This is a genomic window from Phenylobacterium sp. LH3H17 (assembly GCF_024298925.1).
Taxonomy (GTDB): Bacteria; Pseudomonadota; Alphaproteobacteria; order Caulobacterales; family Caulobacteraceae; genus Phenylobacterium.
Window position 1 is genome coordinate 200476 of the sequence record NZ_CP101283.1, and the last position, 19109, is coordinate 219584.

18 protein-coding genes are annotated in these 19109 nt (G+C 65.8%); 9 read left to right on the plus strand and 9 right to left on the minus strand.

Annotated elements, in window-relative coordinates:
* Nucleotides 1-67: 67 nt before the first annotated feature.
* A complete protein-coding gene (locus M9M90_RS00990) occupies nucleotides 68-1945 on the minus strand; it encodes a heme peroxidase family protein (RefSeq protein WP_254835301.1) in 1878 nt (625 codons plus the stop codon).
* 309 nt (nucleotides 1946-2254) lie between these two features.
* Complete coding sequence (locus M9M90_RS00995) at nucleotides 2255-2608, minus strand: DUF3768 domain-containing protein (protein ID WP_254835302.1); 354 nt, start codon at nucleotides 2606-2608, stop codon at nucleotides 2255-2257.
* A gap of 498 nt (nucleotides 2609-3106) precedes the next feature.
* Here M9M90_RS00995 and M9M90_RS01000 point away from each other — a divergent pair, with 498 nt between their 5' ends.
* Entirely contained in the window at nucleotides 3107-5026 is a 1920-nt protein-coding gene (locus tag M9M90_RS01000; RefSeq protein WP_254835303.1) for a ParB/RepB/Spo0J family partition protein, read from the plus strand.
* An 84-nt stretch (nucleotides 5027-5110) separates the two neighbouring features.
* Here M9M90_RS01000 and M9M90_RS01005 read toward each other — a convergent pair whose 3' ends face one another.
* From M9M90_RS01005 to M9M90_RS01025, 5 genes are read right to left on the minus strand one after another with little or no spacing between them, the layout of a single operon-like run.
* Complete coding sequence (locus tag M9M90_RS01005; protein ID WP_254835304.1) at nucleotides 5111-5665, minus strand: cysteine hydrolase family protein; 555 nt, start codon at nucleotides 5663-5665, stop codon at nucleotides 5111-5113.
* A gap of 16 nt (nucleotides 5666-5681) precedes the next feature.
* A complete protein-coding gene (locus M9M90_RS01010; protein WP_254835305.1) occupies nucleotides 5682-6608 on the minus strand; it encodes a PEP/pyruvate-binding domain-containing protein in 927 nt (308 codons plus the stop codon).
* 1 nt (nucleotide 6609) lies between these two features.
* Nucleotides 6610-6948: a PEP-utilizing enzyme gene (locus M9M90_RS01015; RefSeq protein WP_254835306.1), complete on the minus strand. Its 339-nt coding sequence runs from the start codon at nucleotides 6946-6948 to the stop codon at nucleotides 6610-6612.
* On the minus strand, nucleotides 6945-8042 hold the full coding sequence (locus tag M9M90_RS01020; protein ID WP_254835307.1) for a hypothetical protein: 1098 nt from the start codon (nucleotides 8040-8042) through the stop codon (nucleotides 6945-6947). The genes M9M90_RS01015 and M9M90_RS01020 overlap by 4 nt, the downstream gene beginning before the upstream one ends.
* A gap of 8 nt (nucleotides 8043-8050) precedes the next feature.
* Nucleotides 8051-8830 carry a hypothetical protein gene (locus tag M9M90_RS01025; protein WP_254835308.1) on the minus strand — a complete coding sequence of 260 codons (780 nt, stop codon included), beginning with the start codon at nucleotides 8828-8830 and terminating at the stop codon, nucleotides 8051-8053.
* 150 nt (nucleotides 8831-8980) lie between these two features.
* Between M9M90_RS01025 and M9M90_RS01030 the strand changes: the two genes are divergently transcribed.
* Together M9M90_RS01030 and M9M90_RS01035 are read left to right on the plus strand one after the other, a co-directional pair.
* Nucleotides 8981-9139 carry a hypothetical protein gene (locus M9M90_RS01030; RefSeq protein ID WP_254835309.1) on the plus strand — a complete coding sequence of 53 codons (159 nt, stop codon included), beginning with the start codon at nucleotides 8981-8983 and terminating at the stop codon, nucleotides 9137-9139.
* A 65-nt stretch (nucleotides 9140-9204) separates the two neighbouring features.
* Entirely contained in the window at nucleotides 9205-9477 is a 273-nt protein-coding gene (locus M9M90_RS01035; protein ID WP_254835310.1) for a hypothetical protein, read from the plus strand.
* Between the two features lie 87 nt (nucleotides 9478-9564).
* Here the strand turns inward: M9M90_RS01035 and M9M90_RS01040 are convergent, their stop codons facing one another.
* A complete protein-coding gene (locus M9M90_RS01040; protein WP_254835311.1) occupies nucleotides 9565-11190 on the minus strand; it encodes a recombinase family protein in 1626 nt (541 codons plus the stop codon).
* Nucleotides 11187-11414, minus strand: coding sequence for a hypothetical protein (locus M9M90_RS01045; RefSeq protein ID WP_254835312.1), 228 nt, complete (start codon nucleotides 11412-11414; stop codon nucleotides 11187-11189). Before M9M90_RS01045 ends, M9M90_RS01040 begins: the two co-directional genes overlap by 4 nt.
* A 108-nt stretch (nucleotides 11415-11522) precedes the next feature.
* Between M9M90_RS01045 and M9M90_RS01050 the strand changes: the two genes are divergently transcribed.
* From M9M90_RS01050 to M9M90_RS01075, 6 genes are all read left to right on the plus strand, one after another.
* Complete coding sequence (locus M9M90_RS01050; RefSeq protein ID WP_254835313.1) at nucleotides 11523-12842, plus strand: hypothetical protein; 1320 nt, start codon at nucleotides 11523-11525, stop codon at nucleotides 12840-12842.
* Between the two features lie 90 nt (nucleotides 12843-12932).
* On the plus strand, nucleotides 12933-13274 hold the full coding sequence (locus M9M90_RS01055; RefSeq protein ID WP_254835314.1) for a helix-turn-helix transcriptional regulator: 342 nt from the start codon (nucleotides 12933-12935) through the stop codon (nucleotides 13272-13274).
* Complete coding sequence (locus M9M90_RS01060; RefSeq protein ID WP_254835315.1) at nucleotides 13271-13789, plus strand: hypothetical protein; 519 nt, start codon at nucleotides 13271-13273, stop codon at nucleotides 13787-13789. The genes M9M90_RS01055 and M9M90_RS01060 overlap by 4 nt, the downstream gene beginning before the upstream one ends.
* 315 nt (nucleotides 13790-14104) lie before the next feature.
* Nucleotides 14105-16048, plus strand: coding sequence for an HAD hydrolase family protein (locus M9M90_RS01065; RefSeq protein ID WP_254835316.1), 1944 nt, complete (start codon nucleotides 14105-14107; stop codon nucleotides 16046-16048).
* Entirely contained in the window at nucleotides 16045-17187 is a 1143-nt protein-coding gene (locus tag M9M90_RS01070) for a hypothetical protein (protein WP_254835317.1), read from the plus strand. Before M9M90_RS01065 ends, M9M90_RS01070 begins: the two co-directional genes overlap by 4 nt.
* 9 nt (nucleotides 17188-17196) lie before the next feature.
* On the plus strand, nucleotides 17197-19107 hold the full coding sequence (locus M9M90_RS01075; RefSeq protein ID WP_254835318.1) for a hypothetical protein: 1911 nt from the start codon (nucleotides 17197-17199) through the stop codon (nucleotides 19105-19107).
* The last annotated feature ends 2 nt before the right edge of the window (nucleotides 19108-19109 follow it).

Genomic DNA, 19109 nt, shown 5'->3' on the forward strand with positions numbered 1-19109 from the left:
GGCCGGGTCCATGGGCCGGCCGAGGACGCGCGGCTTGCAGCCCCGCATCGCGCAGAAGGCAGTTGTCCTAGGGGAAAGGATCCTTGTCGACGCCGGCGAGGACGAACAGATGACGCAATTGAAATGGGCCGTCGAAGGGAACAAGCGGGCGGCCCTGGAAGGCGGTGGTGGGTGTCCAGGCGGGATCAACATTGAGGAAGGCGTTCGGATCGTTCTTGGCCAACCCGACGAAGACCTCAGCTACGATGCGGCCGCCGACCGGCCCAAGATGCGCTCCGCCGCCGAGCAGTTCGGCTTCCTTGAGAATGTAGAACCAAAGGGGTGCCTCGGGTCCCGCGAGCTCGGGGTCCAAGCCAAGCTCGCCGTTGTCGAGGGGTGTCTGACCCATGGCCTTGGCCACGGACTGTCCTGAAGGCAAGGCTAGGCGGAAGCCTCTCAGCAAGTTGAGCGCGGCCAAGGATTCTCCCCCGGGCAGCTTTTCAAGGGCCTTGCTGAGTTTGGCGTCAAGCCGCCGAGAAGGTTGAACGGGCTGCGCCGGATCCAAATCGACGAAGTGGCGCCAATCCACGGTCCAGAAGCCTGGCAAGGGGCGGAAACCGCGCAGATCGTCAAGTTCCCCCGGGTTTGCCGCGTCCGTGAAGATCGGACGATCCGTCACGATCTTGTTCAGATTGTAGGCCTGGCGGATCATGCTGTGGCCCAGACGATAGGCGGCGGCCGAGAACTCCACCGGCATGTAGGAGGTCTGCTTGGGGCGGTAGTACTGGAGATCGATGTCGTAACCCACGCCGCCAGGCCGCTGGGCGATCACAGCGTCAACGATCGCTTGACCACATATCCTCGGCAGGAAGTCGAAGAGCACGACCCACTGATAGTGCCAGCGCACGAGGTTTTGAGCCTGGTGGAAGGCGTCGCGGCCCTGATGCTCCCCACTGGAAAGCACGCGGTCCAGCACTGCGTTGTGCAGTTTCAGGAAGGCCATTTGGATTTGCGAGACGATGATATTCTCATCGTTTCTCGGGTCGCCGATGATCGCGACACCCTGTGGGTTACGGAGCAGGTCGACCTCGCCAGGGCTTTTGCCGGGACCCATGAGAAAGGCTCCGGTCCGGGTCTTGTCATAGAGGAAGGGCTCATCGTCGGGGCCCTCCCCGTAGAGGTTATCGAGATCGAACTTGGGCGTTCGAAAGTTCTGAAGTCGATCGGGATCGTTCAGCTTCGTCAGGCTGGATGTCGGATCGAAAGTGACGTCGTGGTCGACGAACTGACCAAAGTAGGTATAGGCGGCGGGTATGGCGGGATTGTCGGCGGGAGCAGACCAGCCTTGGTCAGGTCCTTCGAACATGGTTGCAGAAATCGCGCGGATGGCGGCTTCCTTTTCGGCGTCGGTTTTGCCGGGCGGCACCCAAGGCGGCAGCTTCCGGAACAGGCGACCGAAGGCGCCCTCATAGAATGGCGACCGCGGGACCAGCAGGTCCCGGCTCTTACGTCCATGCCCGCGATTGTCTCCCGGTTTGGAGGACGGATCACGATCGGCGGGCGCGGCGATGGCCCCGCTCGGATCGCCCGCGCTCTGACCGCCTTGCCCGACATCGGTGTCGGGATCGCCAGGCGCCTGGGTCTCAGTCGTCGGGCTTTCAGGCGCGGTGAGCTCACCAACGTCGAGGTCACCTGGACTGATCGGTGACGGTAGGCGATGGCGGGTCGCGCCGACCGAGCCGATCACGATCAAGGCCTCGACGTCGCCCTCGCCGCGACCGCCCGCGGCAGCCTGGGCAAAGGTCAGTCGGAAGCGCCCATCCGTGTCCGTGGTGGTTTCGGCCAACAAGGTCGGAAGGCGACCGCGATCCAGATCGAAAACAGCGACTGCGACGCCGGCCGCGGCGCCCCCACTGGTCCGCGCGTTTCCAGTGATTGCATAGACAGCGGACGGGTCTGACGTCATGGCTGCGCCTTCTCGGCTCAGGTGTGATGCGTAATGCTGCTATCTAATGTAGCAATCGGTGGACTGAGGCTAACTCACATTCGCGACATCTCCCCGTTGACGGGAAAGATTGGAGCGGGGCGCCGAACGTCGAGAGACTCGGATCAACCGCTCACTCTTGCCCTTCCCAGGCTACTCGGAACAGACCATGAACACAATGACTGCGGTGGATGCCGCCAGTCCCGACCTTCCCATCCCGGTGGTGGCGGCCTCTAGCAACCCCAGAGGTGGCAACGAGGAGCGGCGGCCCATTTAGGGCCGCCGCAGAGGTTAGTACTCAGACGCGAGCAGGAGGGTCACGACGCGGCAGGTCAGGGTCTCATCGGCCGCGTCGGGTGAGCCCGCCGACAGGTCGTGGTCGTAGTAATCGATTTTCCAGAATAGCTGCTCGCCGACGATGGTGAACGCTCCGAAGTCGTGCTCGCCGTGCGGGTCATTATTGGCGTCGAAGGTTTCGAACCTTCGCACCGCTTGAACCGCCGCCGTGGTGGCGGCATCTCCTAGCGCCCGAACGCCCGCCGTTATCAGCCATCGTGCTTGGGCCGATTGCGTGGGCCCGGCCGACCGGACTTGATCGTTGAGGGCGCGGATCCTCTGCGTGTCCGATGAAGGCTGGTCCGTCATCGGACGCATCCCATGGCGATGGGTAGCGGGCATGTGGCCCGCTGACGTTCAGAAGGAACCATTGAAAACTCCCGTGCTGTTCGGGAGCGCCGGCCGATCCGGCGCTCCCCGCGGCACGCGAGCCCCCTCCTCCGCCAGGCTCCCATGGGCGGCGTCCGTCCGCACGGCTGGCGATCGCGCCGCCCTGGCGCCAAGGCCAGCCGTGCGCGGCCCCGGCAAGGCGGCATGATGACTATGGCGCGACAGACCCCCCGGCCGAAGCCTGGGGCGGTAGCCGAAAAGAGCTAAGGGGCGCCGCCCCTCGCGCCCGCCAGGGTGCGCGGCCTCGCGGCCGCCGGCCCGCCGGGTCTCCCCGATCTTCCTCCGCCTTCGGCTCCGTGCAGACCGGGCGATTCCCCTCCCGGCGGTCCGCCCTGGCGCTTGCTACCCCCGGTCTCGCCGACGGGCAGGGGCGCAGGCGCGAGGCGCGCTTGCGCCCTAACAGGAAGGACTATTCCCATGACTGCCCAATCTGAAATCCAATCTCGGCCCGGCCACGGCGCGGTGATCGAGGTGCCGCTCAACAGGCTCAAGGCTTCGCCGCGCAATGCCCGGCGCACCCCGCACGCCAAGGCCGACGTGGAAGCCCTGGCCGCCAGTATCGCCGCTAAGGGGGTGATTCAGCCGCCGGTGGTGGAGCCGGAAATGGACGGCGACGGCCTGCCCACCGGCTACTATCTCGTCACGGTCGGCGAGGGTCGCCGTCAGGCGCTTCGGTTGCGCGCCCAGCGCAAGGAAATCGGCAAGGCGTCGCCCATTCGCTGTCTGGTCGATCTCGCCAACGACGCGCACGAGATCAGCCTCGATGAGAACATCACCCGCTTCGCCATGCATCCGGCCGACCAGTTCGAGGCGTTCCAACAACTGGCGCAGGATCGCGGGTTCGGGCCTGAGGAGATCGCCGCCCGGTTTGGGGTGACGCCGACCGTGGTCCGCCAGCGACTGAAGCTTGCCGCCGTCAGCCCGGCCTTGATGAAGCTCTATCGCCAGGGCGGCATGACCCTGGACCAGCTGATGGCCTTCACGCTGAGCGACGACCACGCCCGGCAGGAGGCCGTCTGGCACGGCCTCTCTTGGAACAAGGAGCCGCAGGTTATCCGCCGCGCCTTGACCGAGGACCGGGTGTCGGGGCGCGACAAGCGCGCGGTCTATGTCGGGGCCGAGGCCTATCTGGCGGCGGGCGGCGTCCTCGAACGCGACCTCTTCGCCGACGATCATGGCGGCTACTATGCCGACCCGGCCCTGCTGGACCGGCTGGCGATGGAGAAGCTCACCGCCCTGGCTGAGGCCGCCCTGCAGGAGGGGTGGAAGTGGGCGACCCCCAGCCTCGACCATCCATCGGCCTTCCAGATGGGCCGGATCTATCCCCGACGCCACGAGCTTCCGGCCGAGGATGAGGCGCGCGCCGCGCAGCTCGCCACCGACTACGACGCCCTGGTCGCCGAGCTGGAGGAAGACGAGGACGAGGCCGCGCTCGCCAAGCTGCACGACCTGGACACGGAGCTGGCCGAGCTGGACGCCAAGCGGGTGGCCTATGACCCGGAGGATATCGCCCGGGCTGGGGTGTTCGTGGTGCTGGGACCCGACGGCGCGGCGCGGCTCGAGGCGGGGTTCATCCGTCGCGAGGACGAGCCCGCGAGCCCAGAGCCTGACGAGCTGTCCGATGAACCCGCAGCCGAACGGGACGAGCCGGCCGGGCCGTCTCCGTTGCCGGAACGGCTCATCGCCGACCTAACCGCCCATCGTTCCGCCGCCCTGCGTCATGCGCTCGGCGAGACCCCGGACGTCGCCCTGGCGGCGGTGGTCCATGCCTTGGCCTTGCAGTGCTTCGACTTGGACGGCGGCTTCGGGACCTGCTTGGACCTCCGGCTGGAGAGCGTCCACCTGGAGGGCTACGCCCCCGGCCTCGCCGACAGCCCGGCCGGGCGAGAGATCGAGGCGCGGCACGCGCAATGGGCGGCTGAGTTGCCGCGATCAGCTTCGGCGCTCTGGACCCATGTGCTGGAGATGTCGCAGGAGGCACAGCTCCGTCTACTCGCCCATTGCACGGCGCTCAGCCTGAACGCGGTCCAGACGCCGGGCCGCCGGTCTCGGGCGCTGGACCAGGCCGACGCCCTGGCGATCCGGCTTGGGCTCGACATGGCCGACTACTGGACCCCGACCGTGGAAAGCTATCTCGGCCGGGTGACCAAGCCGCACATCCTCGCGGCAGTGGAGGAGGGCGTGGGGCCGGAGGCCTTGCGTCAGGTCGACGGTCTCAAGAAAGAGCCCATGGCGCTGGCGGCCCAGGGGTTGCTGGAGGGGCGTCGCTGGTTGCCTCAGGTGCTAAGGTCGCTGGACGCCGCGCCTGACCCGGACCTCGGCGTCACCACCACCTGAGGTTGAGAGCGGGCGGTGGTGAGGGCCGTCTTCGGGCGGCCCTCTTTTCATATTTTCGGCGGCGCTGCGCGCCGCCGGCCGGTGTCAGACCAAGCGGGCGATCTTGCTGAGATTGGCCAGCGCTCCCGCATGGTCCTCATCCGAGGCCGCCGCAGAGGCATCCTGCGCCACCGAGACCGCGAAATCGCGATCATGGGCGTCGCGGGCGGCCGACTGCACGGCGATGTCGGTCGCCACCCCGGCGATCGTGACCTCGGTGATCCCGAGGCTGCGGAGCGTCAGCTCCAGCGTCGTGGCATAGAACGCGCTCACCCGTTTCTTGGCGATGACGATGTCGCCGTCGCGCGGAGCGACCTCAGGCACGATCTCGGTCGAGCGGGAACCAAGCTGCAGGATTCCGCCGGCGCGAGCGCCACCGAACAAGGGCGAGGCGGCCGGGTGGTCAGCATAGTCCGGGCTGAACCCCAAATGCACGTGGATGACCCGGCCGCCCTCGGCGCGTATCGCCGACTGAAGGGCCGCGAGCTTGCCGAGCGTGCCGTGGCGTTCGACGAACGCATGGTAACCCTTCGCCGCCAGCTTCCCGTCGGAGCCGACGATCTCGTTGATGAAGTCGATGCAGATCAGTGCCTTGGTCATGCGGAGGGTTCCTAGATTATACAGCGGCCGCGATGGTCAGCGGCGCAAGGGTTGGGGGTAAGGTCGTTACGCTGCGCGCCTGGGTGATCACGATCCGGTCGCCGGCGTCCACGACCGCCTCGATGTCCTGTGGTCGGCCGAACAGGGTCTCGATCCGGCAGCCGAGGGCGATCAGTCGGTCGATCACCTCCGGGCTCAAGGCCGGCGTGGCGCGTTCGGCCGGGCTGGTGGGAAGGCGCGTGATGTTCTCGCCGAGCCGCGAGAACGCGCCGTAGGCGACGCGAAGCTCCTTGCGACCGGTCGTCAGGCTCAGAACACGGCCCGTCCGCCGATCGAAGGTCGCTTCGTCGGGGCTGACCATGCCGGCGACGATGGCCTCGCAAGGTCCCCAAGCGAACTCGACGGCGCCGGTCTCGCCCGATCCTTGGGGATCGGCGGTCATCATCACGGCTGAGGCTTTCGCCACCACCATCTCCTGGACGATGACTGCCATGCGGCTGCCGGCGACATAGGCGGCGTCCGCCTTGAAGCGGTCTAGGCTGCGGTCGTTGAACAGGGACGCCCAGCAACGGCGGACCGCCGTCATGACCTGGTGGCGCGGCACGTTCAGATAGGACTCGAACTGTCCCGCCATGGAGACCATCTCGCTATCTTCCGCGACCGCCTGACCCTGGGCCCAGATATGGGCCGAAGATCGAACCGCGAAGCGGCTGGCGTCGCCCAGGGCGGCGAGACCTTCTGTGAGCCTACGGCGCGTCAACGGCGGCGTCGGGAGGCCTTGGATGATGGCCGCGATGCGGTCCGCGTCTGGCAGGGCCTCCACAATGGCGCTCGCATAGGGCGACACGGCCGCGGCGAAGTGGTCTTCGCTCAGCGCGAACCCTCGGGGGACGGCGACGCCATTGCGGCCCAGGATCTCCAGATTCTTGGCCTTGAGCGACATGTCAGCCCTCCCACTCGATCATGCCGCGGTCGGCATCGACACAGACCAGCATCACGCCGAGCAGCAGTTGGGTGGCGTCCGTCGCCTGAAGGACAGTCGGCTTGTCGTTCTCGCGAGCCCAGACCGCCGCATGGCAAAACCGGCCGCCCTGCTCGGTCACGATCGCCGCCGCCCGGTGCATGGCCGGCACGAAGGCGATATTGGTCTCCAGCGCGACCAGGATGTCGCCCGCACCTACTTGGGCCAAGTCCTGCGGGCCGCTGACGACGACCGGGCGTCCGGTGGCCTGCCCGCCGCAGGCCGGCTTACAGGGCAGGCTGTACTTCTTCACCTGGTTCACGCGTGGGCCTCCATTCGGCTGGAAAGGTCTGCGGTCGCGAACAGGACCCACTTCTTGGCGCGGATCGTGTCGATGCTGGCGCGTTCGAAATCGACGGCTTCCTCACCCATACGGAAGACCAGGTCATGGGCCAGCCCCAGCCCGCCCTTGAAGCTGAAACTCGGCTCCAGGCTCAGGTTCAGGTGGTTGAGAAGGGTCATCGCCGTCGAAAGGTCGTGAATGCGGCCCTGCGCCGCGAGGCTCGCGACGCGGCCGATCTTGATCATCAGGTCGTGGCGCGCCTGCGCCATCTGGTTCCGCCGCCGCGCCGCGGCCCGCCCCTGATCCCGGAGGAGCTCTCCGCTCAGTTGCTCGTACCAGAAGCCCAGTTGCGCGAGGCTCCATTTCGCGTGGCGGCGCAGGAACACCCAGACGGCTTCGGCGCGCCCAGGCTCGGCTCGGCTGAGATGTTCGAGGGTCGGCGGCTCGGGAAAGGCCCTCTGCGCCCGGGCGAGATCCTGGAGCAGCGTGCTCTCCGCCGACAGGTGGGGTTCGCCCGGCGTGCAGAGGAGTTCGAGGGCGTTTGGCTCATCGCCCAGTCCGGTCTCATCGAGGAGGCTGGCGAGTTCGCCTTCATAGGCGTCGAGGCGCGCGTCAAGGCCGTTAGGCGAGCGCTTTCCAAACTGCCCCCGCAGCGCCTCGGAGGCCTCGACCAGGCGGTTGGCGGCGCGGAAGCCGGCAAGCGTCGGATCCTCGACATAGATCAGGGCCTGGAATCCCGCGCCGACATAGGCCAGGGCCGCGCGCTCGTACTCGTCGATGAAGGTGGCCAGTGGCGTCGGGCGAGACTCGTTCGGCCAGGACCGGGTGCGGATCACCTGGCGATAGTGGTCGACATGCCCCTCCAGGTCGGCGGCCGGGACGCCGCCGATCAGGCGGATCAGCCGTTCGCGGCCGAACCAGGATTCGTGTCGGGCGATGCTCTGTTCGACATTGTGCAGGGCGGTCGCCGAGCGGCTCGCGCTTCCGACGACGGGGAAATCAGGCGACGAACCCCTTTGGGGGATCGACAGAGAAGGGGCCGCGCCGGTCTCGATGCTGCCGATGGGGGTCATTTTTGCGCTCAGTGAGGAGGGGTTTTGGCGAAATCGACAAAATCATCACGCGTCTTGGTCTCGCATCGGTTGAGAAGCTCGTTGAAGGTGTCCTCAAAGCTGGACACCAGCGTCGGCGCTTGGAACTCCAGATGGATGTCCTCGATCCGCACGAGCGCGACCCCGGGATCGGAGTAGCAACCGAATGTGGGAAGGTCGGGGGCGGTGTAAAAGTAGCGGTGGCGCTTGGGACTCGCCGACGAGGTCAGGAAGACGTCGATCTGGGCCCGTCTGAGATCCTCGGGGATTGCGGCGAAGCGACCCCGGCCATGGAAGAAGTCTGCGTAGCCGAGGCCATTCCAAATCTCCCAGCTGTCATAGGTTTCGCTGCGGTAGAGCTCCGCCCGCTTGCCGCGGATGGAGAGGATCTCGCCTTCGAGCTGCGCCGCCCGGGTGCCGTAGTCGGCCCGCAGCAGCTCGCGGGTGATGTCGGCCAATTCGTCGTTCACGGTGTAGGGCGCCATGATCATGAACCGGGCACCGGCCTGCGCGGAGATCGTCGTCTCGAGGCTGAGGCGCCGTCGCTCCGACCCCAGGACATCCATTCGCCCCCAGGCCGCGCCATTGGCGAGGGGCAGGCCAAAGTGCTCCGAGAGGCGAGTCAGGACGCCGAGGCTCATCGCTTCGGGGTTGGATTTGTAGCGATAAGCGGTCGCAAGTGAGATGCCAGCCACGGCGGCCGCTTCCTCCATGGCCTCTCGTGTCGAGAGCCGCGCCTTCAGGAAGTCCTTGATCACCGTCAAATCCATCGTCATCCCCAAAGCTCTGTCATTCGCATATTCTCAAATTTGAGAACAGCGGTCAACAGCCAAGTTGCGCGTAGGGCTGGGGTTAGGAAGCGGGGCTGGCGAGAAGACCCGCCGTGCGGCCGATAGCGTTCTGCCCGATGATTGGGGGGCATGGATCTGACCGACGCCGAACTCGAGGAATTCGCCGATCGCTGGGAGCGGGTCTTCGGCAAGCGGCCGACCCGCCGGCAGGCTAGGCGTTTGGCCCGCGAGGAAGCGGCGCTCTATGAATCGTTGAAGCCGCCGCCAGACGCCGAGGACCCCACCTAGGGCTGGGCGCCCGGCTTGCGGGTTCCCGCCCGGCGCCACATACTCTGTATACAAACTAAATACATATGACTGACAACGCACCGCATGCCTTGACGGATGGTGAGTGGGAAGAACTGGCCGGCATCGAGGCTGTCCGGGAGGCCTGGGGGCTTGAGCCGGGCGAAGGCAGGGCGATGCTGAAAGAATGCGGGACCTATGCTGTCCGCTTCGATTTCATCTCCGGATCGCCAGGCTATGTCGGCCCGCTCTATCTGCTGAAGGGCGACGGCGACCCCACCTGCCATCCCCTGCATTTCATCCGTAAGGACGGGGAGCTCGTCCTCGAGGAGGACTGGTGATCAGCCCTCCGCGTAGCTGACGACGCCTTCGACCGCGAGGCGGTCGGTTTCGTTCTAAGGCCCAAGTTGCCATTGATCCCCTCGGCCCTACAGTCGCGGGGGTTCGGTGTGGGTGTCGGCGGCTCGCGTCTCGTCTTGAACACGGGCTTGGGAAAGCCGCCCGTGTTCCGGAGGCGGCCGCCAACACCAAGTACCGTCGTCGAGGGACATGAGGACTTGGGGGACTTCGTTCGAGGCGTCGGAAACCAGCGCCGTGATCGGAAAAGTTCGAACTGCGGTAAGGAGTGGTCCACATTCCTGTAAAAGCCGCCATTTCGCGATCACGTCGAAGGGAAAGCGCAGCCTAACGCCTAGCCTTTTTCCCTCCACGACCAAGTTCGAACTCAGCTCCAGGAGCGATTCGCGGATTTGATCCGGCGTCAGCCCGATACGGCCTAGCTGCGCCGTTTTCGCCCGTTCGAACTTTTGAAGAGCTTGAGCGCTCGGGCTCTCGACTTGGGCCTCGATCTGGTCGAGATAGCCACGGCGCTCGATGAGCAAGGCCGGTCTTCGTTCGTCATAGGCCGTCTTGTCGATCCGTCCGTCGAGCAGGGCATCGGTCAGCGCCTCCAGGCGGGCGTCGCAGCGTTCGAGCCGCAGGGCCGCTTCCGCCTTGGCGGCGCGCTCGGCGTCCCGCAGGTCGGTCTCGGAGGCTGTCAGCAAGTCCCCCAAGTCCCTCAACTCCTCGTCGGTGAAGGCGACCAGCGCGAAGAGACCGTCGACGAGCTTGTCGACCTCGGCCTCCGCCACCGAGACCCCGCGGCAGGTGACGGCATGGCAGCGGTAATAGACCCGCCCTTTCTGTCGCTCACCGGTGAGGAGCCGGCCGCACGCCGCGCAACGGATCAGCCGTCGGTAGAGGTGGCGATGCCGCTGTTCCCGGGCGAAGGCGCGGCCGCTGAGGACGTCCTGCACCCGGTCGAACAGCGCCTTGGGGATAAGCGGCGCGTGCAGGCCCTGAAAGGTCTCGCCGGTGGTCCGCAGTCGGATCACGCCGATGTAGAACGGGTTCTGCAGCATGTCGGCCAAGTACGCTTTGGCGACCGGCCTACCGCCTCGACCGACCAGGCCGAGCGTGGCCATGACCTGCCGCAGGGGTTCCAGGGTGTACTGGCCGGACGCGTAGCGCTCGAAGGCCTCGGCGACGAGCGGACCCTTGAGCGGATCGATGGCCTTCGCCACCGCCTTGCCGCGGTCGAGATATCCCAGCGGCGCGGCGAACGGGTAGTAGCCCTGCTTCAGTCGTCCCCGGATGCCCTTCCGGACCTCGTCGCGCAGGTTGCGAATGAAGTCCGCCGCCACCACGGCCTGGATGTCGGCCGCCAGCCGCCCGCCGCGGGTCAGGAGATCCAGGCTCTCATGCGCGAGATGCACCTCAAGCCCCTGGTCCGACAGATCGACGATCTTCGACCAGTCCTTCAGATTGCGCGCGCCACGGTCGATCTTGTGCAGAATCACGCCGGCCGCCCGGCGTTTCCGCAGGTCGGTGAGCAGCCGATTGAAGGTGCTGCGTCCCTGCTTGGCGGCCGTCTCCATCTCTTCGTACCAGCCGACGATTTCGAGCCCGTGGCGCTGGGCGTAGGCCTCGATGGCGCTTCTCTGCTCCTGCAAGGAGGAGCCGTGTTGGCCCTGTTTGACCGTCGAGACGCGGACATAGGCGAGGTAGGTTTTCATGGAGAGGCGGCGGGGTCGCCAGGGTCCAGTCTACGGTGCCCGCCGTCTTCCGGCGAGCTGGCCCAGGTGGGTTGGTCGGACTGGTCGAGCGCCCGCCCGAGATTTGAAAGATGCCGCCCGTAGCGCCGGAAGGCATCGAGGGCGCGTGTTCGCATCTCCTCGGGTGCGTCGGGGAGGAACCGATCGAGCAGGAAGGCGCCGGGTTCGCGGGCGGGGTCGGTCATGTGATTAGCGTCGCCGAAGGACCGGCGAACGACCAGGCGGGCCAACGCGCCGGCGTGGCGAGGTTGCCGGCCTGGGAGGGGGCGAACAGCGGCCGTAAGCTGGACCCGATGCCTGATCCCAGACCGAGTGCGCGAAGACCCGTCTCCGAACCTACGGTGTCGCGGCGGCTGGCGGACGGGACCCTGATCGAGCTGGTCTACGATCCGGTGGCCGCCACGACGTCGCTAGCGATTGGCCGGCCCGACGGGAGCCGGACCCTGGAGCTGAGCATCGACCTACCGACCGGCGAGCGCCTGGTCCCCTATTCGCCGACCAATAATCTCATCGCGAGCGGCAGCGTGCTGCTGCCCTGCGGCTTTGGTCCTCAGACGAACACGCAGGACCTGGTCGCCGAGATCTCGGCATTCCTGCATCGCTATGTCGATCTGTCGGCGTCGTTCGGGGAGATCGCGCCCTACTATGTGCTGCTGACCTGGGTCTACGACGCCTTCCGTGACCTGCCCTACCTGCGGTTCCGCGGCGACTACGGCACTGGCAAGACCCGCGCCCTGCTGGCCCTGGGCAGCCTCTGCTACAAGTCGTTCTTCGCCTCGGGCGCCTCCACGGTCTCGCCGATCTTCCACATCCTCGACGTCTTCCGCGGCACCCTGATTCTAGACGAAGCCGATCTCCGGTTCTCCGACGCCACCGCTCAGCTCACCAAAATTCTCAACAACGGCAATGCCGACGGCTTGCCGATCCTGCGCACTATGTCGAACCGCCACGGGGAGCTCAGCCCGCGCGCCTTCAAGGTCTACGGGCCGAAGATCGTCGCCATGCGCGAGAGCTTCGCCGACCGAGCGCTGGAAAGCCGCTTCCTCACCGAGGAGACCGGCGCCCATCGCCTCCGCGCCGACATCCCGATCGCCCTGCCCGACGCGTTCCATGGCGAAGCGGCGAGCCTGCGCGACAAGCTGCTGACCTGGCGCTTCGATCATCGCGACCGCGTGCGCGTCGAGCCGTCGCGGACGGTCTCCGGCGTCGAGCCGCGGCTGAACCAGACCGGCCTGGCGCTGCTGTCGCTGATCGAGGACGCGGAGGTTCGGCGTCGCCTTGGTGAGCGCCTGGTCAGGGAACAGGCGCGATGGCGTGACGACCGCGCGGCGAGCTTGGAAGCCGGAGTGCTGCGCGTCTTGCTTGAGCTCTTCGCCGGCGGCGCGCCAGAAGTGACCGTGAGCGCGGTGACGGTCGCGCTTAATCTGAGGCTGGCCGAAGACCAAGGCGCGCCGATGAGTCCGAAAGCGGTCGGCGCGGTTCTGCGCGCGCGCTTGCGATTGCGGACGATGCGAATGCGTGGCGTCTATGTGGTGCCGCGTTCGGAATTCGGGGCGATCCAAGTGCTCGCGCAGCGCGCGGGCGTCGCCGGCGAGCGCACGGACGCGATGTAGCCACAGTGGCACGATTGCCCGCCTACGAATGCGCGCGCGTGTGGGCGATGATGTAAGGGACCCTGACGGGGTCTCTAATTTTTCACCCCTATGTCCCACCCCAACTATCTGGCGTTCTTTCGCCAGCGAAACGGCCTCTCCGCGCAGGAGCTGGCCGACCTTATCGGCTACTCGGCGCGCAGCACCGTCCGGCGGGCTGAGCTCGGCGAGCGCGATCCGACCCTGCCTTTCGCCCTGGCCTGCCAGGCCGTCTTCGGCATTCCGCCAGCCCAGATGTTCCCGGCGCTCTACGGTAAGATCGAGGAAGACGTCCTGAACCGCGGCGCGCTCTTGGATCATCAGCTGCGCAGCCAACCAGGGGAGCAATCGGCCCTGAAGCGCAGACTGCTGTCCGACATCGTGGAGAGATCAAATCAACTTCCTGCCGCATGAAGGCGCCCTCCTTCACGCTCGGCCTGCACGCCCATTCCCGAGGGTTTGGATGGGTGGTCTTCGAAGGGCCGTTCGCGCCCTATGACTGGGGCATGGTCAGCGCGCGCCGCGACAAGAACCTGATCTGCATGCGGCGGGTCGAGCGGTTGCTACGGCGCTTCCAGCCCGAATCCATCGTGCTGGAAGCTTTTGAACGAGAGGCCTCCGGTCGCGGCGATCGCGTCGCTCGCCTTTGCCGCGCCATCGCCGCCCTGGCCGCCGACCTCGGCGTTCAAGTGGCGGTCTACACCCGCGACCACGTCCGGACCTGTTTTTCCGGTATCGGGGCGATCACTCGTCAGGAGATCGCCGAAGCGGTTGCTCGGCATATCGACGCCTTCCGTCATAGGCTCCCGAAGCCGCGCCGTGCCTGGCACGGCGAGGACGAACGGATGGCGCTATTCTCGGCGGCGGCACTCGTCCTCACACACTTCCGGTTCGGAGCCGGCGGGCTGTTCGACTCGCTGATCTACTAGTTGGGTCACATGGTGGCCGTACGCCAAACCGACTGGATTGGGCCTCTTCTCGGCCCCTCGGAGCGCCCCTTCGCGGTCGGACACTAGGTCCGGAGGTCGATCCCGTCGTCTGCCTAAGCCCCGTGCGGAAGTTCGCTGGCTGGGAATGATGATCTCGTGCGACGGCCTGAAGCCGTGACGAACGCCGCTTTCGACCGCTACAAAAGGTTGAGCGACTCAAGGATCGAGCTTGCAGTCGATTTGTTCGCATTTTGTTCTTGCGAGTGCCCAACGGAAGGCAGACGCTCCACAGCGCAGCATGGAAGATGGATGCCTATGGCGAAGCCTTACGCCACTGAGATATCGAAGCTCCGCGAGACCTTTTCTTGGGCGAACGCCGTCGATCTTGTGCCGTTGCGCCAGGCCGTCAGGACCGCAGGGCTCTCGCCTCTCCGCGCCATCGGATCGGGAGGATCTCTGACCGCCGCCCATGCGCTCGCTGGTCTGCATCAGCGTTGGACAGGACGTGTCGCTGCGGTCGCCACGCCACTCGACGCCGTAGCTGAGCCGCTCGAAGAGGGTGTCGCCACATGGTTGCTCAGCGCCGGTGGCGGTAATGTCGATATCCTCGCGGCCTTCAAGGCTCTGGTCGCCCGAGAGCCGCGCCAGCTTGGCGTCCTCTGTGGTCGCTCAGATAGCGCGCTAGCCGACCTTGGGCGCGACCACGCCTTCGTCGATTTGCTCCTCTATGAGCCACCTGCCGGCAAGGACGGGTTCTTGGCGACAAACTCACTGCTCGCCTTCACGGCCCTGCTGACGCGCGCCTACGCCCTTGAATTCGCTCCCAACGCCAGGGCCTGGGAACAGGCGGTCGCCGAAGTTGAGCCCTTGCTGATCGACGGAGCTGAACCGATATCGGCCTGGGCGAGAGATACCTCGCCGCTATGGGAACGCCCGACGACCCTGATCCTGCATGGATCGACCACCCGAATCGGCGCGGTCGATCTGGAGTCGAAATTTACCGAAGCGGCCCTAGGGAACCTCCACCTCGCCGACTATCGGAACTTCGCCCACGGGCGCCACCACTGGCTGGCGAAGCGTGGGGAGCACACGGCGATCATCGCCTTCCTCTCGGATGAAGACCGCGCGCTCGCCGAGCGAACCCTTGCGCTAATCCCCCAGGACATCCCACAAGCTCGCCTGGAGCTGCCAGGGTCGCCGGCGGCTGCGTCGATAGCGTCGCTCATCGCCGCGCTTCGGATTACAGGCTGGGCAGGCGTGGCCCGCGGCATTGATCCCGGCCGGCCCGGAGTGCCGGAGTTCGGCCGCAAGCTCTACAACCTGCCGCTGCCCAAGCCGCCGTCCTCAAGAACGAGAAAGGTGTCGGATCGTGCGGCCGTAGCGATTACCCGCAAGGCCGGCCTGACGCCCGAACGCCTGGAGGAGAGGGGTCAACTCGACCGCTGGCGCGCCGCGCTGACGACCTTTGAGGGCCGATTGCGAGACGCCGCGTTCGCCGGCGTTGTCTTGGATTACGACGGCACAATCGTCGATGCGCGTCATCGATTTTTCAGGCCGCGCCCCGACATTGCGGCCGAACTGGGCAGACTGGCCGAGAGCGGGGCCCAGATCGCCATCGCCACCGGCCGCGGGGCGTCTGTTCGGCGCGACTTGCAGGCCAGCCTCCCTCAAGAGCTCTGGCCGCGTATCCTGATCGGCTACTACAACGGCGCGGAGATCGCCGCCTTGGACGATAGCGCCGCGCCGGATGGCGGCGACATCGTCTGCGACACTCTGGCTGCGCTCGCGGTCGCGCTGCGGGCGCAGCCAGAGCTCGCCGATGCTGCGGACCAGACCGATCGGCGTTACCAGATCACGCTCGAGGCCAAACGGGCCATGCCAGAAAACCGGCTTTGGGATCTGGCTCATCAGGTCGTCCTGATGACCGATCATCAGGACGCCCGCATCACTCGATCGAGCCACTCGATCGACATCGTCGCCGCAGGCGTCTCCAAACTAAACGTACTTGAGCGCGTGCGCGTGGTGGTCGGCGCGGCGCCGCTGCTGACGATCGGTGACCGGGGGCGATGGCCCGGCAACGACTATGAACTGCTGCGCGAGCCCTACGCCCTAAGCGTTGATGAGATCAGTGTTGACCCCACCACCTGCTGGAATCTGGCGGTCCGCGGGCAACGTGGAGTGGCCGCCACTCTCGACTATCTCCGCGCTCTAAGGCCCGACGGCGGCTGCCTTAGGTTCGACCCGGCGGCGTTTCGATGAACCAGGAACTCGGCCTGAAGACCCTCAGTCAAATCATGGACTGGAGCGACGAGCGTGCGCGGGAAGAGTTCAATTGGCTCCGCCTGATGGCCCGGTTGAAGTACGACGGCTATCGCGACTTCCATGCCGGCATGCGCTTCATCGAAAGCCTCGCGACCTGGCTTCAGCAGTTTAAAAAGGCGGAACGCGAAACCGCCTACGCCTTTGTGCGCCGCGCCCTGGTCTACATCGGCCCAAACGAGATGCAGCGGCTGGTCGAACAATTTTATCCACGCACCGTCCGCGAACGGCTGATCCGAACAACCGCGGCCGAACGAGATATTCCGATCTATCGGGTCCTAGCCGATCCACAGGCCCGGGCGGCGGCCGAGCGTCTTCGGCGAGAGACCTTGTTCATGGGTCTGAGCGACGGCGCCCGCATCGACATAGTCCGTCATGCCAACGCCGGGCTTCTCACCAACGAGCAGCTCGTGGTCGCCACCCAGGTCGATGCCGACAAGTGGCAGGATCTGTTGAAGTCTCTGCGAGATGAGCTAGGCGACCCTGAGGCTCGATTCCGGCTAGTCTATCTGATCGATGACTTTGTCGGGACGGGAACCTCGTTCCTGCGCTTCGACGAGACGAAGCAGAAATGGAAGGGCAAGCTCGTCAAGTTCAAGGCGGCGGTTGACGCCGCGACTGCACAGCTGGGCGGTGACAGTCTGTTCGCGCCAGATTGGGAACTCTGCGTCCACCACTATGTCGGCACCACCGCAGCCGCTCAGGTCATCGGGGAACGACAAGCGAAGGCTCAGGTGGCGCTCGCTGGCGACGGCTGGGCGAAGGCCGTGCACTTCTCCTTCGGCGCAGTGCTGCCAGCGGATCTGCCGATCGACGCGCTCCCCAACCGCTATGACGAGTTCCTCGCCTTGACCCGCACCTACTATGACCCAGCGATCCGGACCGCCCACACTGATGTTGGCGGTGTCGAGCACCTGGGATTGGGCTACGGCGGATGCGCGCTGCCGCTGGTGTTGGACCACAATACACCCAACAACTCCGTCGCACTGCTGTGGGCAGAAACCGACGGTGGGGAGCGCGACGACGTTCTCGCCCCGGCCATGCGGCCGCTCTTCCGCCGTCGCCAGCGCCACGCTTAGAGAGACGAGATGGCAAACCCGTTCGAGAAGCGCGCGACCGAATACCTCCGTGACGACGAGGCGTTTCTGGCGGTCGTGACGCCCGAGCCGCTAGCGACCTTCTTCCAGAAGCCCGCGACCGAGGGGCGGCTCTACGATCGTCTCACGATGATCATCGGCACGCCGGGCAGCGGCAAGACGACCTTGGCGAGGCTCTTTCAATATTCCACGCTCCGCGCACTGCTGCGCAATCGCGGCCTCAGCACCTACAAGCCGCTGATCGACACCTTGACTGCCTGCGGCGCGATCCAGGACGAACGACCGACTCTGATCGGGGGTCGGCTGCCGTTGGAAGGCGAGTATCGGGAGTTCTGGGAATTTCCCTATCCGGAAGATCTGAAGACCGGCCTGATGATCGCGCTGCTGCAAGCCCGTACTGTGCTGGCTTGGCTGCGCAATTTCGTAGCGGCGGGTGTTTCACTCGATGATGTCGAGATCGTTCCGCGAGCCGACGCCGATGCCGCGCTGACCGTGATCGGCGGCGTCCAAGGACCTGCGCTCCTCACCAGGGCTCGCGAAGTCGAGCTGGCCATCTATCGAATCTCAGCCGCCCTGATGCCCCCCGACGTAGCCGATATCGATAGCGAGGCGGCGGCGGCCTATCGTCCCTTTGATGTCATCGAGTCCTTTCGCGTCAAAGATGGGGACGAGACATTCGACCTCAGGCCACTCGTCATCTTCGACGACGCCCACAGCCTGCATCCAGCTCAGCTCACGGCCTTGCAGCGCTGGCTGGCTCGGCGAGAGTTGAAGGTCGGGCGCTGGATTCTCACCCGCTTGGACGCTCTGACCCCCGCTGACGTTCTGGTCGAACAGGACTTGGAGGGGAGCACTGAGGAGCCGGGTCTAAAGCGCGCAAGAGAGATCACCGACATCTGGCTTCAGAGCGGCGATGATCGCTCCAACCAGCGGCGTGCCTTCCGCAAGATGGCGAAGGACATGTCCGCGCGATACTTGCGGCAAATGGAGGTGTTCAATCGGCGCGGTCTCCACAACCTCGGCGACCTGCTGTCCACCGAGCCGGAAGTGATCGCTGCAGGCAAGCGGGAGAAGTTGGCCGGCCAGGTCGATGGTCTTCAGCGCCGATACGGCGTTTCGGCGCAGCGGCGGCAGGATCTTGAAGCCGAAATAGCAGCCTACATGAAGGGTGCTGGCGAAGAGGGCGAAGACCTTCAGCTGGCGATGCTGGCCATCCTCCTGCAGCGGTACGCCAAGCGCGTTCCTCAGGCCAACCTCTTCGATGACGGCGCAACGGATGCTGAACTCAGCAAGCCGTTGACCGCCGACGCCGGCGTCGCGGAGGGCGCCCGCGTCCACTTGCTACATCGGCAAGACCGGCCGTTCTATTTTGGCATCGATCCCCTGTGTGACGCGAGCTCGGAGAACGCAGAGCAGTTCCTCCAGTTGGCCGCTCGCCTCGTCTCTCAGTCCGAAACCCAGCTTATTCGCGCCAAGCCGCCAACCCTACGCAGCGGCGTCCAGAATGCCCTACTACGGGATCGCGCGGGCGAAATCGTCAGGGAATGGGATTTTCCGCAGCACCAGCTGGTTCGCCGGCTCGCCGATGCGATGGCGGCCGAGTGCCTCAAAAAGAGCTTGGAGGGAAACGCCTCGCTCGGCGGCGGTGCCAACGCGATCGGGATTCCCCAGGAAGAGTTCGACGCGATACCGACCACCCATCCCGACCTGGCGCGAGTTCTGCAATTTGGCGTCGCCTACAACGCCTTCGTCCTCGTCCCCAACCATGGGACCAAGAAAAAGGTCTGGTGCTTGATCGAGTTGGGCGGTGTGCTGCTGCTCCATCATGGCCTCACACTCAAGCGCGGCGGATTCTTGGAGCGGCGTACGAACGATCTCGTGCGGATGCTGGGTGAGGTGTAGCC